Source organism: Chengkuizengella sediminis, from assembly GCF_010078385.1.
Lineage (GTDB): Bacteria > Bacillota > Bacilli > Paenibacillales > KCTC-33759 > Chengkuizengella > Chengkuizengella sediminis.
Window position 1 is genome coordinate 19,134 of record NZ_SIJC01000001.1, and the last position, 17,059, is coordinate 36,192.

Below are 17,059 nucleotides of genomic sequence, written 5' to 3' on the forward strand. Positions count from 1 at the left end.
TTATGTCAATTACTTTAATTTCAATACGATTTCAAAACATAAACAAGAATATGGTATAGTAAGTTTATTGTTTTTATATACAAAAGTTGTGGAGAGATGTTCAATGAAAACTTTAGTACTTGCAGAAAAACCTTCTGTAGGAAGAGATATAGCAAGAGTGTTAAATTGTCATAAAAAAGGAAATGGATTTATTGAAGGATCAAATTATATAGTGACATGGGCATTAGGTCACTTAGTTACTTTAGCCGATCCGGAAACTTATGAAGATAAATATAAAACATGGCGGATGGATGACTTACCCATGCTCCCAGAAAAACTAAAGCTAGTCGTCATTAGAAAAACGTCGAAGCAGTTTCAATCTGTAAAACAACAAATGAGTAGAAAAGATGTAAAAGACATCGTTATCGCAACGGATGCTGGAAGAGAAGGAGAATTGGTTGCTAGATGGATCATCGAGAAAGCTCATATTAAAAAACCAGTACACAGACTCTGGATTTCTTCCGTTACAGATAAAGCAATTAAAGATGGTTTTCGCAATCTGAAACCAGGAAAACAATATGAAAATTTATATGCTTCTGCAGCTGCTCGTTCTGAAGCAGATTGGGTTGTGGGTATCAATGGTACCCGTGCTTTAACCTGTAAATTTAATGCTCAATTATCTTGTGGAAGAGTGCAAACCCCAACATTAGCTATAATTGCAAAACGTGAAGAAGAGATTAGATCTTTTCGTCCTAAATCATTTTATGGATTGTCAGCATTAGTTAAATCTGCAGTGAAATTTACTTGGCAAGAGGGAAAAACAAAAGAAACTCGAAACTTTGATGAAACTTATATAGATCGTTTGTTGTCTACATTAGGTAACCAATCGTTAATCGTACAGGATGTAAAAAAGACACCTAAGAAAAGTTATGCTCCTGCATTATACGATTTAACAGAATTACAAAGAGACGCAAACCGCATGTTTGGTTACTCTGCAAAAGAGACATTGTCCATTATGCAGCGTTTATATGAGACGCACAAATATTTAACCTATCCAAGAACCGATTCCAGATATATATCATCGGACATCGTTGATACATTAAAAGATCGTATTCGTGCTTGTTCCATAACTCCTTATAGAGAAGTGACTTCTAAGTTATTAAAAACTAATATTAAGCCAAACAAATCGTTTGTTGACAATAGTAAAGTTTCTGATCATCATGCGATCATTCCAACGGAGGAAAAAGTAAACTTAAGAGATTTAAACGATAAAGAGCTGAAAATATATGATTTAGTTGTTAAAAGATTTCTTGCGATTTTAAGTCCGCCTATGGAGTTTGAACAAACTGTAGTAAGTGCCACAATAGGTGAAGCGATATTTACTGCAAGAGGGAAGAGAGTCCTTTCTTCAGGATGGAAAGAAGTATATGGGAAGTCTTATGTTGATGAATTAGATGCTGATGGAAAATACGAGCAGGAAAAAGATCAGACTTTGCCAGCGTTTCAAAAAGGGGAGAAGCTAGACGTACATCAGTTGAAAAAAACACATGGAGAAACGAAACCTCCAGAGTATTTCACTGAGGGTACATTACTTTCTGCCATGGAAAACCCCCAAAAATTCATGAATATAGAAGAGGGGAAATCTTCCTTAGCTCGTACATTAGGAGAAACAGGTGGGCTTGGAACGGTTGCCACGAGAGCAGATATTATTGAAAAGATAATAGGTACATTCTTGATTGAAAAAAGAGGGAAGTATCTACATATCACATCTAAAGGAAAGCAATTATTAGACTTAGTTCCTGATGAGCTCAAATCACCTGCGTTAACTGCACAATGGGAGCAGAAACTAATGGCCATTTCCAATGGGAAATTAGCAAAGACAACATTTGTACAGGATATGAGAGGTTATGCTAAGAAAGTCGTTTTAGAGATAAAACAAAGTGAACAAAAGTTTAAACATGATAATATGACTACGACTCGATGTCCAGATTGCGGAAAACCAATGCTTGCTGTGAACGGAAAAAAAGGAAAAATGCTTGTCTGTCAGGATCGTGATTGTGGACACCGTAAAAATGTAGCTAGAACTACAAATGCACGTTGTCCTCAATGTAAGAAAAAAATGGAATTAAGAGGTGAAGGAGAAGGTCAAATTTTTGTTTGTAGTTGTAGTTACAGAGAAAAATTATCTTCCTTCCAGAAACGAAAGGAAAAAGAACAACAAGGCAAAGCATCCAAACGAGATGTATCTCAATATATGAAAAAACAAGGTAAAAAAGATGAAGAACCTATAAATACAGCTCTTGCTGATGCATTAGCAAAACTGAAATTAAAATAAATACATTGAATAATGCATGATAAAATATTTGCAACCTAGATGATAAATTGTTTTGGAGGGTGTAAAAAGATGAAGGAAACTAAACGTAACGACTGGGGAACAATCAGAAAAAAAGGGAAAATAAAATATATTTGGAAACAAGGTATATTAACGTATGGATTTCCTGTAGGAATTCTTATCGTAGTTTTTAATATGAGTAGAGATGTAGGTTTTTCAAATATTTTCACATTACAAAATATGATTGCCGGTGTGATTGCAGTTCTACTAAACGGTTTAATGATCGGATTATTATATGGTTTAATTATGTGGGCATTTTATGAAAGGAAATGGAGAAAAGAAAACAAAACTGTGAAATAAATAGGATAACTATAGGAGAATCACATATTTAAATCGACAGCTGATCCTCCAGATGTTGGAGGTATAATTTCTACTTGTAAAATTACAAGAATTAACCCGAATCCTTACTATTTGCTGTTTGACATATTAAGACTAATATTTCATCATAGGGAATATTAGTCTTATCAAAAACATGATATAATTGGAGCTACAGAACTGTTGTTGCAATCAGACAGAGTCTGATTAAGGGCTAGTGTCATTTTCTAAGATAGCTAAGTTTTTAAACGCAACCTCGTTACTTTCACCACAAATTTCTTTTGATGCTTTAAGTGATTTACATACTTCAGGTCGTTCTGCTTTTCCAAATAGTTTACATTTATTATCATGCGATAGTTGAACACAACGCATACCAGCTGGTTTTCCTTCAGGCATACCTGGAATAGGAGAGGAGATGGAGATGACGATACAACATGCTGCACAACCAATTCTACAATCCATTATTTCACCTCATTTTTTTAGAAAATATTATCATAACATATTTATCTTAACTAATGGGAGGAAAGTAGGATTTACAAAAATATAGATGCTTTATACAAGTGGATATGATAACATTATAGTATCACTCAACTTTACATTTATATTCTCTGTATCTTGCCAATAAATATTTCTAAATGTAATCTGTCAGTTAATCTAGTATTATCTTTCTTCTCACTACTATCTTCTGCAATAAATGTTTCAACTTGAAGAGTTGGATTAACAACTTGTTTATCGAAAACCAACTAGTTTCATTTCTCTTAGTTCCTTCAAATATATATTTTCTATATGATTTCTCTATCATTAAATAAACTCCTTAGTATACCTATAGTGTTTTATATTTTATTCAATTCATCTTAGTATCCTTTTTTATTAAGCAAATAGGAGGGGCAACTATCGAGGTTGAACTGATCTTATTTCCTATACATTAATTGCTTACTAACATCATTTCAAAGTATGTTCTAATTCTTAGTAGAGAGGTGTTTGTTATGTCTACATTAAAATGGGAATTAATAGACAACATAGAACATTTTAATCTTGGAGAGTCTGGTGCTAAACCTAAAGTTTTCTGCGGAAGAGAAGCTTTATATTTTGAAGAATTGCACACAAATCCTGTCTTACTTAGTGATGATATTAATATGAACTGTTATCGTTTAGAGGCGGAAGTTGCATTTCCAGAATCAATTGGATTTGCAGGACTTGTATTTGGCGCACGTGATTCAAAAAACTATGAATTGGTTTATATCACGCCTGGAAATAATACAACTATGGGTGAAATTCAATATGATCCAATTATGAAAGGATCGAGTACATGGCAAATATATCATGGCTCTTCTTATCAAGCACCTGCATTGGTACCGATAGGGAAGTGGATTAAACTTAGTTTGGAGGTTCAATTAAATAGTGCTTCCGTTTACGTAGGAGATTCAACTTCTCCACAGCTTGTAATTCGCAATCTTCAGCTCGGTAGCTCTGTTGGTAAAATTGGAATTTGGGGAAATTTACCTTGTTATATAAGTAACTTTTCCGTGAAAAAAATTGACCCTATATCTATAAAAAATAGATTGCAATCTGATTTTCAAAAACTAGCATATGATACCTTTATTACGGAATGGATGATATCAAAGCCTTATTTATATCAAGATCCGCCTCTTATTCATAAAGATTGGATAAAAGCTACTGTTGAAGAAAATGGAATATTAAATTTAAATAGATTATATACCTTAACTGAAAAAGATACGGCTGTGCAATTGCAATGCATCTTTTCCTTGTCAGAGAATGTAGATACAAATTTACTATTAGGTTATAGTGATAAGATCCGTTTATGGATTAACAATGTAGAGGTATATCAAGGGGAATGTTTATGGAATCCACCTGAGAGTGATGGGAGAATTCGATCTGACCATGTTGCCATCCCAATTCGATGGCGTAAAGGGGTTAATACAATTCGTGCAGAAATCATCAATCATGAGTGCATGTTTGGTTGGGGGTTAAGTATAAAAACAGGAATTTATAAACTGTGGTGATGACCTTCAAATTAACGTGTAAGGAGAAGAATCAAATTATGAATTCAGAAAAGAGTTTTAAAAATGCAATGAACTCAGACAATGGAATGAACTATTGTTTTAATGTAACTCGGTATTCTCAACATTTCGAAGCAGATGAATGGCCAGATAATACTCTTTGTGAAGGTAAGGGTTCAGATTATTGGGGAAAACGATGTTGTGGACTCGCATGTCTTCGTATGATGATTTCCCATTTTAGTGAAAAAGTTCCTTCTCAATATGAATTACTTATAAAAGGGTTAGAACAAAATGCCTATTGTTCTAAAGGATGGATTCATAAAGGACTTGCTGAACTTGGAGCAGAGTATGGATTAAAAGGCACACCTATTGATATAAAAAATGGTGAGCATCTTCAGGATGTTCTTCAAAAGACAGGGCCTATTATAGTCTCCATAACAGAGACATTTCCTAAGGATGGTAGAAAAGGTGGACATCTTGTAGTTGTATGCGGCTTCCACAATAATCAAGGGACGACGATTTCTTTCCGTGATCCTTCAAAGTGGGGTGAAGGTGACAGTGTCGTGACCGAAGAAAGATTTTTCAGTAGTTTTACTGGGCGTGGGATTTGTTTTGGCAAAAGATGAGGTGGAAATTTGACTACTATTGGAATGATAAGGCATGGGATCACGGACTGGAACATAGAAGGTAGAGCACAAGGACAATCTGATATCCCGCTTAACGAAATGGGAAGAAGACAAGCCCAATGTGTTGCAACTAGATTATTTGGGGAACATTGGGATTTAATGATATCAAGTAAACTTTCCAGAGCTAGAGAAACAGCTCAAATTATTGGGAAGACGTTGAATATTTCTAATCTCAAATATGATAATAGATTAATAGAGATCAACTGTGGAAAAATCGAAGGGTTAACAGAAGATGAAAGAGTTTTAAAATGGGGATTAAATTGGCGTGAAGCTGATATAGAAATGGAGAACTCACAAGATGTAGCCATTAGAGGAGAATCAGTTCTAAAAGAAATTTTAGAATCTTATGGTGGTAAAAGAATTCTTGTCATTAGTCACGGAGCTCTTATAGGGATAACATTGCAAAAAATACTTCCCCATAGATTTAGCAAAACTTATATTGATAATACTTCAATTACAATTCTTAATTATAAAAAGGAATCTTGGGAATGTCCATTATACAATTGTATACAACATCTGAATGGAAGATGAAATCTATCAATTTATTTTCCACCTAAATTAAATTAAGTGATATAATTTATGGATACTTATCTATATCTATACTTAATTAAGGTGGAAAATGATGAACAAAAAAACAACATTCTTAGTAATTATTTTTACAATTATCGTAATTGTCATATCAGTATCTATTGTCATGGGTTTTCAAAAGTTGAAAGGGAAACATTTAGATGAAATCGATCGTGTCATCACATCAATCGGAGGAAAGGTAATAAAGGTAAGTGAAGCTAATCCAAAAAGTTCTCCATTTGAAGATGAAAGTGATAGAGATAATATTATTTATAAAATTAAATATGAGAAGTCAGGAAATCAATTGATAGCTTGGTACAGAGGGATTAATCAAGTAAATGATATACATGATCAAACATTCCCATTTGGGGAAAAATGGATATTTGAAGATTAAATAATGAATTAAACAACTTAAACAAAACACAAAGGACTAATTTCTGTAAGAGGGAAATTAGTCCTTTTTTTATATTTCGGTGATATCTTTACTTTTAAAATTATGCCAAAGTATGCATTCAAAAAAACAGGATCTTGTTTTTCTCAAAGATCCTGTTTTCTCACTTCTTATTGATGTTATCTTTTAAATCTCGCAGCATAATTAAAGATAGGATCTTTTAGTTCAAACTCATAAGTGATCCCATCCACAATACCAACAACTTGATTACTATCATAAAGATCAAGCATAAATCCTGCCATTTCTTTTGCCGTATGAAATTTAGGTATTGCACCGTTATAATCAAAATCTTCAACATCCATTGAACGTTTTGCAAATTCTGTTTCTGTAGCAGCTGGAGCCAACACTTTTGCCTTCATTTTTGCACCTTGTTCATTCAGTTCATGTGCAAGTCCTTCGGTAAATGAACTTACATAAAATTTAGTAGCACAATAAGTTATAGCATCTGCAACAAGAGTATATCCTCCACCAGATGAAACATTTATTAACTGTGATCCTTCAACATTTAAATAATCACGTACGTAAAGAGAAGAAAGTAATGTCAACGCCTCAATATTCAAATGTAACATTTCTTCTATTTTATCTAAATGTTGATCAGCAATTGAAGCAAAGTTACCAAATCCTGCATTATTGATCCAAGTTTCGATTTGGAATTCTTGAAGACTTTCATATAATCTGTAAACATTTTCTGTCACAGATAAGTCTGTTGTTCGAATGATTACATCAATGTTTGGATTCATTTGCATGATCTCAGATTTTAAATCCTCTAATTTTTCTTTTCTGCGAGCTACAATAATTAAGTTTTTTTCTCTAGACGCAAAAGCGAGTGCAGTTTCATAACCGATACCTGAACTAGCCCCTGTAATTACAGTATACTTCATAAAAACTCCTCCTATATAAATTCATAATTAACTATATATTTAATTATAATTGTTAGAGTTTACTCTAAGTCAAATGTTATTTATAATATTATTATAGAAAATAGTAAGATGATGTAACTTTAATATTATACAATGTTATGGAGGGTTTTATGTACACCATAAGCGAGGTAGCTAAATTATTAGGTGTTAGTACACATACATTAAGGTATTATGAAAAAGAAAATATAATCATTCCAAATCGGAATGAGAACAAAGAAAGGGTATATACTGAATCTCACCTTAATTGGTTGAAATTTGTTATGAAGTTAAAAGAAACACAGATGCCTATTGCACAAATAAGAGCATATGCTAGGTTATTTAAAGAAGGGGAACAAACTACCCAAGCACGTTTAGAGTTATTAGAAAATCATCAGGTATCCATTCAAAATCAAATAAAAAACTTGTTAACTACCGAAAAAATGTTAGAAGATAAAATCATGGCATATAAAGATTTTATTAACCAACAAGATATGACTCATAACCAATAAATTTAAAAGGAGAATGAAAAATGTCGGAAATGAGCCAATTAGTAAAAAAACAAAAACAATTTTATTTCTCAGGGGAAACAAAAGATATTAATTTTAGATTGAATGCCTTAAATAAATTTAAAAATGCAATCATTGAAAATGAATCTAAAATTAATGCAGCATTAAAGGAAGATTTAAATAAATCAGTAACTGATACTTATTTATCTGAAATAGGTTTTGTTTTACAAGAAATATCTGATATAACAAAAGGACTTCATTCTTGGGTGAAGCCCAAAAGAGTTAAAACCCCTATTTCTCACTTTGGTTCCTCAAGTTATCGACTCCCAGAACCATACGGAGTTACCCTAACAATAGCTCCTTGGAATTATCCATTCCAACTTGCTGTTGCACCAATTTTAGGTGCTATTGCTGCTGGCAATACTGTCATATTAAAACCTTCTGAATTAACACCAGCAGTATCTCACTTACTCAAAGAACTTATATCCTCTACATTTGATGAAAATTATATAGCTGTTGTTGAAGGAGGAGTGGAAACGAGCACACAATTATTAAAAGAACCCTTTGATTATATTTTCTTCACTGGCAGCGTTCCTGTGGGAAAAATTGTCATGGAGGCAGCATCTAAAAATTTAACACCTATTACGTTAGAGCTTGGTGGCAAAAGCCCTGTAATAGTGGATGAAACAGCTAACTTAAAACTAGCTGCAAAACGAATAGTTTGGGGTAAGTTCTTTAATGCGGGACAAACGTGTGTTGCCCCAGATTATATGCTCGTACATCATTCTATAAAAGATGAACTTATGATAAAAATGAAAGAAACGATTAAGGAATTTTATACTGAGCAACCTCTCTCTAATGAAAACTATACTCATATAGTAAATGTTCGCCATTTTAATCGCTTGGCAAGTTATTTAACTGATGGGAAAATCGTACAAGGCGGAAAAGTGAACAATGATTTACATGTCATTGAACCAACAATAATTGACGAAATCACTTGGGATGATCCTATCATGCAGGATGAAATTTTTGGTCCAATACTACCTGTTATGGAATATAACAATGTGGACGAAATAATTAATATGATAAATAATCGACCAAAACCGTTAGCTCTCTATGTATTTTCAGAAAGCAAACAGATTCAAGATCAAATCATTAACAATGTATCATATGGTGGTGGTTGCATTAACGATACTATGTATCACATTGCTACCCCACATCTTCCGTTTGGAGGAGTTGGTCATAGTGGAGTAGGTGCTTATCATGGTAAACATAGCTTTGAAACATTTTCACATATTAAAAGTATCTTAAAACAAACAACGTTGTTTGATTTGCCATTTAGATATCCGACTATGAAAAACGGATTAAAGTATGCTAAAAAAATATTTAAGTAATAAAATATGTAGAACCATCTTCTAAGGAGTAGACCATGATAAAACAGTTATTAATAACTATTATAGTTGGGGTACTAATGGGATTAATAGGTGGAATATTCGAAATCCCACTATGGATTATTCTAAGCATTACAGGATTGATAATGATATCAATCTCAATTCTACCTACAATAATAACTATTTACTTAACAAAAGATATGGAACAAGTAAAAAAGTTTTTAAAAAACAGCAAAAACCCAATTTATTATTTTTTCCACGCCTTACTTAATGATCTTGAGCTTGAAGCGGAAGAAGCGATTACAAAAATAGAAAAGAAGTATAAAAATTCAAAATGGCCTTCTTTATACAAAATATACTATGCTTATAATAAAAGAGATTTTTTAACAATTGAAAACCTGTTAAGTAACATCAGACATGAATCTATTAAGAAATATTATGAGAGCTTATTAGCTATTGAACACAACCAAATCGAGAAAGCTCAAGAAATGGTGAAAGAGCTTTCAAAACCATGGATGAAAGAAGTTGTACTTAGTGAATTAAGTAGAAAACGAGGGAATACTATTGAATCTGTTAAACATATTGATAATGCAATTGAAAGTACTAAAGGACTACAAAGACTTTCTCTTATAAAATATAAAGAACAAAACTTTTAAATTAAGAAATGGACTGGTTTTTATGAGAATCTTAGCAATAGTTTAACATACACAATTTAAGCACCTACTTGTAGGTGCTTTTTTTTGAAAATAACAATATTAATTTAGATTTATTGTATCCTTAAAAGAACCTTTCTGAATATTGAAAGAATAGTGTTTTTAATTACATCTCATTTTAAAAATCTCTCTGTGATTTCAACCATACGTTCTTGATTAACCCCCATATCAGAATATCCAGTTCTTGAAGCTGACCTAAAATGAATTAACTTCCGTTGATCATCAAGATAGAATTCAACATCGTCTACAAAACGAAATATCTTTGTAGTAAAGGTTACATGTAAATAGTTAGAGTCTTGAATAATGATTTTAGTTCCAAACATTTCATTTATGACTTGTATCATTTTCTCCATCGCTTCTTCATTTGTCGTTATGTAAGGAATGGGCTCCATTTTCTTAGTATGATCATCCGTCTGAGTAGAGACACAATTAGGTGACTCTGGACATTCAGCTAGTTTTCCATTTTTAACTTTACTCATTGATGGTTCAGTAAATTGATTGTACAAAATTAATGCCGCGTAAAGAACTAAAGTAGTAATTAGTACTATCACTAAAAGCTTCTTTGTCATCTTTTTATTCCTTTCTTTTTATGACCACTAAAAATATATATAACATAAATGATAGAAATCTCCAATTTATCTTTAGTTAAACATCCAAAATTTGAAAAGATGATATGATTAAAACAACTCTTTGAAAATATCATTAAAAAGGAGAAGGAATTTGGACTAAGGTATGTATTTTCTTCGTTGTCATATTTTATAACTGCAATTGCTTTTTAGGAAAATAGCAACATTAACAATTTAGGTTTTATGGTATTATAAATCTTATATTGTATGAGGCTGGAAGGTGATATTAAATAATGAAACTCAAACAAATCTTGATATCTTTATTATATGTTATTACGATGTTAGTACTTACTGTTTCATGTAATTACATAGAAGAACCTGATATTTCAATTGAAGTTCAAGTATCAGAGTTGAGTGAAGAAGAATTTGAACATGTTGGAACATATGGATTAGACAATCCTAGCATAAATGATTTTCGAAAGTTTACATTTAATCTTGAAATGAATCATTCATATGAAATCACTCGAAAAATTGAATTTCCTTCGTTTTGGACGGATATATGGAAAAAATCAATTGACTCAATTGATGATAAAGATCGGTATTGGTTTGGAAAAGGACATTCACAGGTTAATGAAAGTGAACAATTTACAAAATACTATAGAGAATTTGTATTCTACTCAAATGGATTAAGTGAAGAGGAAATTAAAGCTGCATTTAATTCTATTAATTTTACGATATCTTGGGAAACAAAAGAAGGATTTATGATGAGAAATGATTACATAGCTGGTGATTTAATTGAATTTGTTGGATTACTATTATAGAAGTATGGTGGTATCTATTGTGACAAAAAAGATATAGGAGCAAACTAGATGAAAATAGTTCCAGATATAGTACAAGTGATTCTAAACGAGTACATATCGTTGTTTAATAAACATTTTCCAAATACGCTCGAAGGATTATATTTACACGGATCAATAGTTCTGAACGCTTTTGTTGATAATTCAAGTGATATTGATTTCATAACTGTTGTGAATAGAAATTTAGTCAAAATTGATTTAGAACTACTATCTGAAATTCACAACAAAATTGCTTTAAAATATAAACATCCCAAATTAGATGGAGTATATATTCTTTGGGAGGATATGGGAAAACTAGAATCGGATGATAACAGTTATGCCTATTACAATGGAGGTAAGTTAAGTGTTGGAACATACTTTAACTTTAATCCTGTTACTTGGTGGACATTAAAATCTAAAGGGATTAAACATAATGGGACCCGATATCAGAACAGTGAATCTTAATACAGAAACAGATCAACTAATTTCTTTTGTAATAAAAAATATGAATCATTATTGGACCCCCAGAATACAAAGGATTGAAAATTCAATTGAAGAACTAATTAAATTGTCTACTAAAGAGATTGATTGTGAAATTGAATGGTCCGTGCTTGGATTGTTAAGACAATACTATACCTTAAAAGAACAAGATATCATATCAAAACTTGGTGCAGGAGAGTATGCGATGCAGTACTTTTCAGGAAAATGGCTTAACATGATTAAAGAAGCTGTAAACATTCGAACAGGTCAAAAAGAGATCTTTTTTCATTCTGAAGAAGAACGAATAAAAACAGCAATTGATTTTTCAAAATACATAATTAGTTACTGTAATAATAATTTCAATCAAGCAAAAATAGGGGAGAGGTTATAATCTATTTTTAAATAAAATAAAAGAGTCGTGAGGAAGGTGGTGGGAAGACCTCAACGACTCATAACCCAAGAGAAAGACAATCCAGCTTTTAGCTGTACAGGTAGTATACACCAACTTACAAAATTTGTAAAGATTATAAAAATGATACTTTATTTTTCCATTAATCTTGCATCGTAAACCTTCACATCTAGAGGGGCTGTTAAGTATTCACTCGCTTTCCCAACAAATGCTGTAAAATGTTTACTCGTATTATGACTCTGAATAGCTTCAGCATCTTTCCATTCTTCAACCATCATATACACATTTTCTTTTTCTGTGTCTTTCATTAATTGATATGAAATGTTACCACTTTCTGCTCTAGAGTCCTTAATTAGAGATTGAATTTCCTCCTTAAAATCTTGTTCTTTCTTGGAGTTTACATGAAGAACTGCGTGAATCATGATCATGACCATTATCCTCTCATTTATAGATTGTTTCCTGTATTTTCTGTTTGTTAATTAATATTTATACAGAGAAACTACAGTACAACTACTATCTTATTTAAATGTATTCCAAGTTGTCACTTCATCAAGTGGTAAGCGATTTTTCCCAAAACCTGCTTTTTCAGCTTTTCCAAGGGCAATTAACATTACTGGAGAAAGATTCTCAGGAATATTAAATGCTTCGATAAACTGATCCTTATCAAAACCACCCATTGGAACCGTATCATATCCTTTTGCTTTCGCAGCTAACATGAGTTGCATAGATACTAAGCCACCATCAATCATAGTAACTCGCATCGCATTTTCATGGGATAGGTTTCCATAGTGAGAATTAATTTGATTCACATAGAAGTCTTTAGTTTCTTCTGGAATTGCTCCTATTTTCACTAAATTACCATAAATCTCCTCAGCATTTTTATATGCTTCTAAATCTCCTAACACAGCTATAACCGCAGATGAATCAACGACTTGTTGTTGGTTTGCTGCAATTGGTAGTAATTTTTCTTGTAATTCTTGATTGTGAATCACAAGGAATCTCCATGGCTGTAAATTGCTAGATGAGGGGGCCAGGATAGCCGTCTCTAAAATTTCTCTAATTTCACTTTCATCTATTTTAAACTCAGAATCATAAAAACGAACTGAGCTTCTTTCTTTTGCAATAGTGAAGAAATTTTGGTCCGTTAACTCTATGGGTTCACCAGCATTCTTTTTGTTTTCTTGAACTTTATTTAAGTATTCTTCATTATTTTGTGCCATTTTTATTTCTCCTTTAATTATGAATTATCATGAACTGTAATAAGAACTTTTACAGTATATAATATTAACTGTAATATTGTCAACTACAGATTATGAAAAAGTAACTTGATTGACATAGAGGCAGCGTATAAGTTATAATTATTTCCAATTTAAAGCGCACAAATTTGATGACGAGAACAAGTATTTTATGATTCTGTTCCCCAGAGAGCTGGTATATGGTGAAAGCCAGTGTTCAGAGCATAATTGAAAATCCTCTCCGAGAAGTCAAGCTGAAATGAATTAAGCTTGAACGGGAGTCTACCGTTAAAAGGAACGCGTATGATTGTACGTTGCTAAGTGCTATTGATGAACGGACTGTTTTCAATAGAATTAGGGTGGTATCGCGGTTAAACCCGTCCCTTATAAAGGGGCGGGTTTTTGTGTGCTTTTTAAATAAATTTTTAGGAGCGATATCTAATGAAACAAGAAAATGTTAAAGAAACGGTTCAACAACGAGAAGAACGAGTCAGAAAACAATGGTCTGAAGAAAATACTTTTAAAAAATCTATAGACAATAGAGAAGGGAAACCCTCCTTTGTATTTTATGAAGGACCACCTACTGCAAATGGATTACCGCATGTTGGTCACGCACTAGGTCGAACAATTAAGGACGTTGTTGCAAGATATAAAACGATGACAGGACATCAGGTCATGAGAAAAGCAGGGTGGGATACTCATGGATTGCCTGTTGAATTAGGAGTAGAAAAAGAATTAGGTATCTCAGGTAAAAATGAAATCGAAAATTATGGCGTTGAAGCTTTTATAGAGAAATGCAAAGAAAGTGTTTTTAAATATGAAAAACATTGGAGAGATTTTACTGAACAACTGGGTTACTGGGTAGACATGGATAATCCATATGTAACATTAGAAAATGAATACATTGAAAGTGTATGGAATATCCTTGGAACGGTTCATGAAAAAGGCTTGCTTAATAAAGGGCATCGAGTTTCTCCTTATTGTCCGAGTTGTCAGACATCCCTTAGTTCTCATGAAGTAGCTCAAGGATATAAGATGGTAAAGGATTTAACTGCAACAGCAAAATTCAAGATTCAAGATCGTGAAAATGAGTACTTTCTTGGATGGACTACTACACCTTGGACTTTGCCAGCTAACGTGGCATTAGCAGTACATCCAGCAATGAAGTATGTTCGAGCCAAAATAGAGAATGAAGTATTTATAGTAGCAGAATCATTAGCAGATTCAGTTTTAAAGCAGGATTATGAAATCTTGTCTGTACATTTGGGATCAGATTTGAAAGGCTTATCTTATATGCCCCCATTTGATTTTGTTAATGTAGAAGTTGGACATAAAGTGGTAGAAGCGGATTATGTAACTGAGGATAGTGGTACAGGTATCGTTCATATTGCGCCGGCATACGGAGAAGATGATTATAAGTTGGTTCAAGATCATCATTTTTCTTTTGTAAACGTTGTGAATGAAAAAGGTCAATATACGAATGAAGTTCCAATTTTTGAAGGACGTTTTATAAAAGACTGTGATGTAGATATTGTTCGTTACCTTGCTGAAAAAGGTTTATTATTCAGTAAAGAAAAATATGAACATAACTACCCACATTGTTGGCGTTGTGATTCACCTCTCTTGTATTACGCAAACGAAAGCTGGTTTATTAAAACAACAGCATTAAAAGAACAATTCATTCAAAATAATGAGAAGGTGACTTGGCATCCTGAGCATATTAAATATGGTAGGTTCGGAAAATTTCTAGAGCAAATGGTAGATTGGAACATCAGTCGTAAAAGATATTGGGGAACACCTTTAAATGTTTGGCAATGTGACCAATGTAATCACCAATATGCTCCTAAAAGCATAGAAGAACTAAAAAATCTTTCTATAACACCACTGAATGAAGCGGTTGATTTGCATAAACCTTATGTTGATCAAGTAAAGCTTCGTTGTACTCATTGTGGTGAAACTATGACTAGAACAGATGAAGTTATAGATGTTTGGTTCGATAGTGGTTCTATGCCGTTTGCACAAACTCATTATCCATTTGAAAACAAATCACGATTCAAAAAACAATACCCTGCTGATGTAGTTATTGAGGGAATTGATCAAACACGCGGATGGTTTTATAGCCTGCTTGCTGTATCAACCTTATTTACAGGGGAAGCTCCTTATAAAAGAGTATTATCTCTTGGTCATATATTGGATGAAAATGGACAAAAAATGTCTAAAAGTAAAGGGAATGCACTGGACCCAGTAGATTTAATACAAAAGTACGGTGCTGATTCCTTAAGATGGGCATTGCTTGTGGATAGTGCTCCATGGAATCCGAAACGCTTTTCTGAAAGAGTCGTACAAGAAGCCAAATCCAAGTTAGTGGATACTTTAGGAAATGTGTATAGTTTTTATGATCTTTATGCTAAGTTAGATGGATTTGATTCTAATAAAGAATATACCGTGAAAAAAAATAAATTAGATGATTGGATTCTATCTCGTTTGCATAGCACAATTAAAACAGCTGGCGAAAATCTAGAGCATTATCACTTTACAAATGCGGCGAGAGAAATAGCAAAATTATTAGATGAAGTGAGTAATTGGTACGTAAGAAGATCTAGAGACCGCTTTTGGTCAAATGGAATGACAGCCAAAAAAGTTGCTGCTTATCAAACGCTATATGAAGTTTTAACTAAAACAAGTCAATTGTTGGCACCATTAACTCCTTTTATAGCAGAAGACGTCTACTCCAATCTAACTGGAAAAAGTGTACACCTTTCAGAATATCCAAACTATGATGAAAAAGTGATCAACAAACAGTTAGAAAAAGAAATGGAAGCCGTCTTGCAAGTAGTTGAATTAGGGAGAAGTATTCGAAATACATTGTCTTTAAAAGTAAAACAGCCTTTAGCAAGTCTTTCAATTTTAAGCAACAATAGAGACATGAATTGGCAGTCGTATCAGGACATCATCATGGATGAATTAAATGTAAAATCTTTTCAAGAGATTGACGATGAAGAAAAGTTTGCTTCTATACATCTAAAATTAGATTTTAAGAAATCGGCTGTTAAGTTCGGTAAGTTATCAAATGTCGTCAATAAATGGCTGCAGCAACTGAATCAAGAAGAATCCAACTTATTGATAGAATCAGGATTCTTAGACATGGATACATCTTTAGAGAAAGTAAAAGTGTCTCTAGAAGACGTGATAATTGAAAAAGTAGCCAAAGAAGGGTATTCTTCTGCTTCAAATGGAGAGTACACAGTTACATTAGATGTAGCTTTAACTGAAGATTTATTACAAGAAGGTATGGCAAGAGAATTGATTCGCTCCATACAAGATTACCGGAAAAAATTAAACTTACCTATAAACATGCATATTGATATTGAAGTCTGTGCAGACGAAGAGCTGCAAGAAGTTGTTGGAAAGTATAGATCTATGTTACAAGAAAATTTACTAATGCGTGATTTATTAATTAAGGATCATATTTCAGCGGGGAAAGAAATTAACATTGGCAATAATAAAGCATCTATTCAATTAATACCAATTAACTAATTAGTATTTCCCCTTAAACCCATGAACTAAAAGAGGCGCCTGTTTTGATCTATCAATTTTTCAAATCAGGCGTTTT

19 protein-coding genes and 1 other annotated feature are annotated in these 17,059 nt (G+C 32.7%); of the genes, 13 read left to right on the forward strand and 6 right to left on the reverse strand.

Annotation, left to right across the window (positions count from 1 at the left end; genetic code table 11):
• Positions 1-103 precede the first annotated feature (103 nt).
• Both EPK97_RS00070 and EPK97_RS00075 read left to right on the forward strand, forming a co-directional pair.
• The gene (locus EPK97_RS00070) at positions 104-2,314 is read left to right on the forward strand and encodes a DNA topoisomerase III (protein ID WP_162034566.1); all 2,211 of its coding nucleotides are present in this window, start codon (positions 104-106) and stop codon (positions 2,312-2,314) included.
• Positions 2,315-2,383: 69 nt separating this feature from the next.
• The gene (locus EPK97_RS00075; RefSeq protein ID WP_162034567.1) at positions 2,384-2,671 is read left to right on the forward strand and encodes a hypothetical protein; all 288 of its coding nucleotides are present in this window, start codon (positions 2,384-2,386) and stop codon (positions 2,669-2,671) included.
• A gap of 222 nt (positions 2,672-2,893) precedes the next feature.
• On the opposite strand, the gene EPK97_RS00080 is transcribed toward EPK97_RS00075, so the two are convergent.
• Positions 2,894-3,148 carry a YkgJ family cysteine cluster protein gene (locus EPK97_RS00080; RefSeq protein WP_162034568.1) on the reverse strand — a complete coding sequence of 85 codons (255 nt, stop codon included), beginning with the start codon at positions 3,146-3,148 and terminating at the stop codon, positions 2,894-2,896.
• Positions 3,149-3,285: 137 nt separating this feature from the next.
• Entirely contained in the window at positions 3,286-3,429 is a 144-nt protein-coding gene (locus tag EPK97_RS00085; RefSeq protein WP_162034569.1) for a hypothetical protein, read from the reverse strand.
• 243 nt (positions 3,430-3,672) lie between these two features.
• On the opposite strand from EPK97_RS00085, the gene EPK97_RS00090 reads away from it, so the two are divergent.
• From EPK97_RS00090 to EPK97_RS00105, 4 genes are all read left to right on the forward strand, one after another.
• Complete coding sequence (locus EPK97_RS00090) at positions 3,673-4,710, forward strand: hypothetical protein (RefSeq protein ID WP_162034570.1); 1,038 nt, start codon at positions 3,673-3,675, stop codon at positions 4,708-4,710.
• Between the two features lie 38 nt (positions 4,711-4,748).
• A complete protein-coding gene (locus EPK97_RS00095; protein ID WP_162034571.1) occupies positions 4,749-5,333 on the forward strand; it encodes a C39 family peptidase in 585 nt (194 codons plus the stop codon).
• 9 nt (positions 5,334-5,342) lie between these two features.
• Entirely contained in the window at positions 5,343-5,924 is a 582-nt protein-coding gene (locus EPK97_RS00100; RefSeq protein ID WP_162034572.1) for a histidine phosphatase family protein, read from the forward strand.
• A 91-nt stretch (positions 5,925-6,015) separates the two neighbouring features.
• On the forward strand, positions 6,016-6,354 hold the full coding sequence (locus tag EPK97_RS00105; RefSeq protein ID WP_162034573.1) for a hypothetical protein: 339 nt from the start codon (positions 6,016-6,018) through the stop codon (positions 6,352-6,354).
• A 176-nt stretch (positions 6,355-6,530) separates the two neighbouring features.
• Here EPK97_RS00105 and EPK97_RS00110 read toward each other — a convergent pair whose 3' ends face one another.
• Positions 6,531-7,292: an SDR family NAD(P)-dependent oxidoreductase gene (locus tag EPK97_RS00110; RefSeq protein ID WP_162034574.1), complete on the reverse strand. Its 762-nt coding sequence runs from the start codon at positions 7,290-7,292 to the stop codon at positions 6,531-6,533.
• 149 nt (positions 7,293-7,441) lie between these two features.
• Between EPK97_RS00110 and EPK97_RS00115 the strand changes: the two genes are divergently transcribed.
• The 3 genes from EPK97_RS00115 to EPK97_RS00125 are packed head-to-tail and all read left to right on the forward strand — an operon-like array spanning position 7,442 to position 9,863.
• Entirely contained in the window at positions 7,442-7,819 is a 378-nt protein-coding gene (locus EPK97_RS00115; protein ID WP_162034575.1) for a MerR family transcriptional regulator, read from the forward strand.
• Between the two features lie 20 nt (positions 7,820-7,839).
• Positions 7,840-9,210, forward strand: coding sequence for an aldehyde dehydrogenase (locus EPK97_RS00120; protein ID WP_162034576.1), 1,371 nt, complete (start codon positions 7,840-7,842; stop codon positions 9,208-9,210).
• 35 nt (positions 9,211-9,245) lie between these two features.
• Positions 9,246-9,863, forward strand: coding sequence for a hypothetical protein (locus tag EPK97_RS00125; protein WP_162034577.1), 618 nt, complete (start codon positions 9,246-9,248; stop codon positions 9,861-9,863).
• 170 nt (positions 9,864-10,033) lie between these two features.
• Here EPK97_RS00125 and EPK97_RS00130 read toward each other — a convergent pair whose 3' ends face one another.
• Positions 10,034-10,489 carry a DUF1499 domain-containing protein gene (locus tag EPK97_RS00130; RefSeq protein WP_240903649.1) on the reverse strand — a complete coding sequence of 152 codons (456 nt, stop codon included), beginning with the start codon at positions 10,487-10,489 and terminating at the stop codon, positions 10,034-10,036.
• A 290-nt stretch (positions 10,490-10,779) separates the two neighbouring features.
• Here EPK97_RS00130 and EPK97_RS00135 point away from each other — a divergent pair, with 290 nt between their 5' ends.
• Genes EPK97_RS00135 through EPK97_RS00145 form a run of 3 tightly spaced genes read left to right on the forward strand, consistent with a single transcriptional unit; the run spans position 10,780 to position 12,193 of the window.
• Complete coding sequence (locus tag EPK97_RS00135) at positions 10,780-11,307, forward strand: fructose-bisphosphate aldolase (protein WP_162034578.1); 528 nt, start codon at positions 10,780-10,782, stop codon at positions 11,305-11,307.
• A gap of 48 nt (positions 11,308-11,355) precedes the next feature.
• Positions 11,356-11,787, forward strand: coding sequence for a hypothetical protein (locus EPK97_RS00140; RefSeq protein ID WP_162034579.1), 432 nt, complete (start codon positions 11,356-11,358; stop codon positions 11,785-11,787).
• Positions 11,756-12,193, forward strand: coding sequence for an aminoglycoside adenylyltransferase domain-containing protein (locus EPK97_RS00145; protein WP_162034580.1), 438 nt, complete (start codon positions 11,756-11,758; stop codon positions 12,191-12,193). The genes EPK97_RS00140 and EPK97_RS00145 overlap by 32 nt, the downstream gene beginning before the upstream one ends.
• A gap of 149 nt (positions 12,194-12,342) precedes the next feature.
• Here EPK97_RS00145 and EPK97_RS00150 read toward each other — a convergent pair whose 3' ends face one another.
• On the reverse strand, positions 12,343-12,639 hold the full coding sequence (locus EPK97_RS00150; protein WP_162034581.1) for a putative quinol monooxygenase: 297 nt from the start codon (positions 12,637-12,639) through the stop codon (positions 12,343-12,345).
• A gap of 90 nt (positions 12,640-12,729) precedes the next feature.
• Positions 12,730-13,431, reverse strand: coding sequence for a nitroreductase family protein (locus tag EPK97_RS00155; RefSeq protein WP_162034582.1), 702 nt, complete (start codon positions 13,429-13,431; stop codon positions 12,730-12,732).
• Between the two features lie 158 nt (positions 13,432-13,589).
• Positions 13,590-13,834 (forward strand) — a binding site (T-box leader).
• A 53-nt stretch (positions 13,835-13,887) separates the two neighbouring features.
• On the opposite strand from EPK97_RS00155, the gene ileS reads away from it, so the two are divergent.
• Positions 13,888-16,983 (forward strand): isoleucine--tRNA ligase, encoded by a 3,096-nt coding sequence (ileS, locus tag EPK97_RS00160; protein ID WP_162034583.1) that lies wholly within the window; start codon positions 13,888-13,890, stop codon positions 16,981-16,983.
• Positions 16,984-17,059 lie beyond the last annotated feature (76 nt).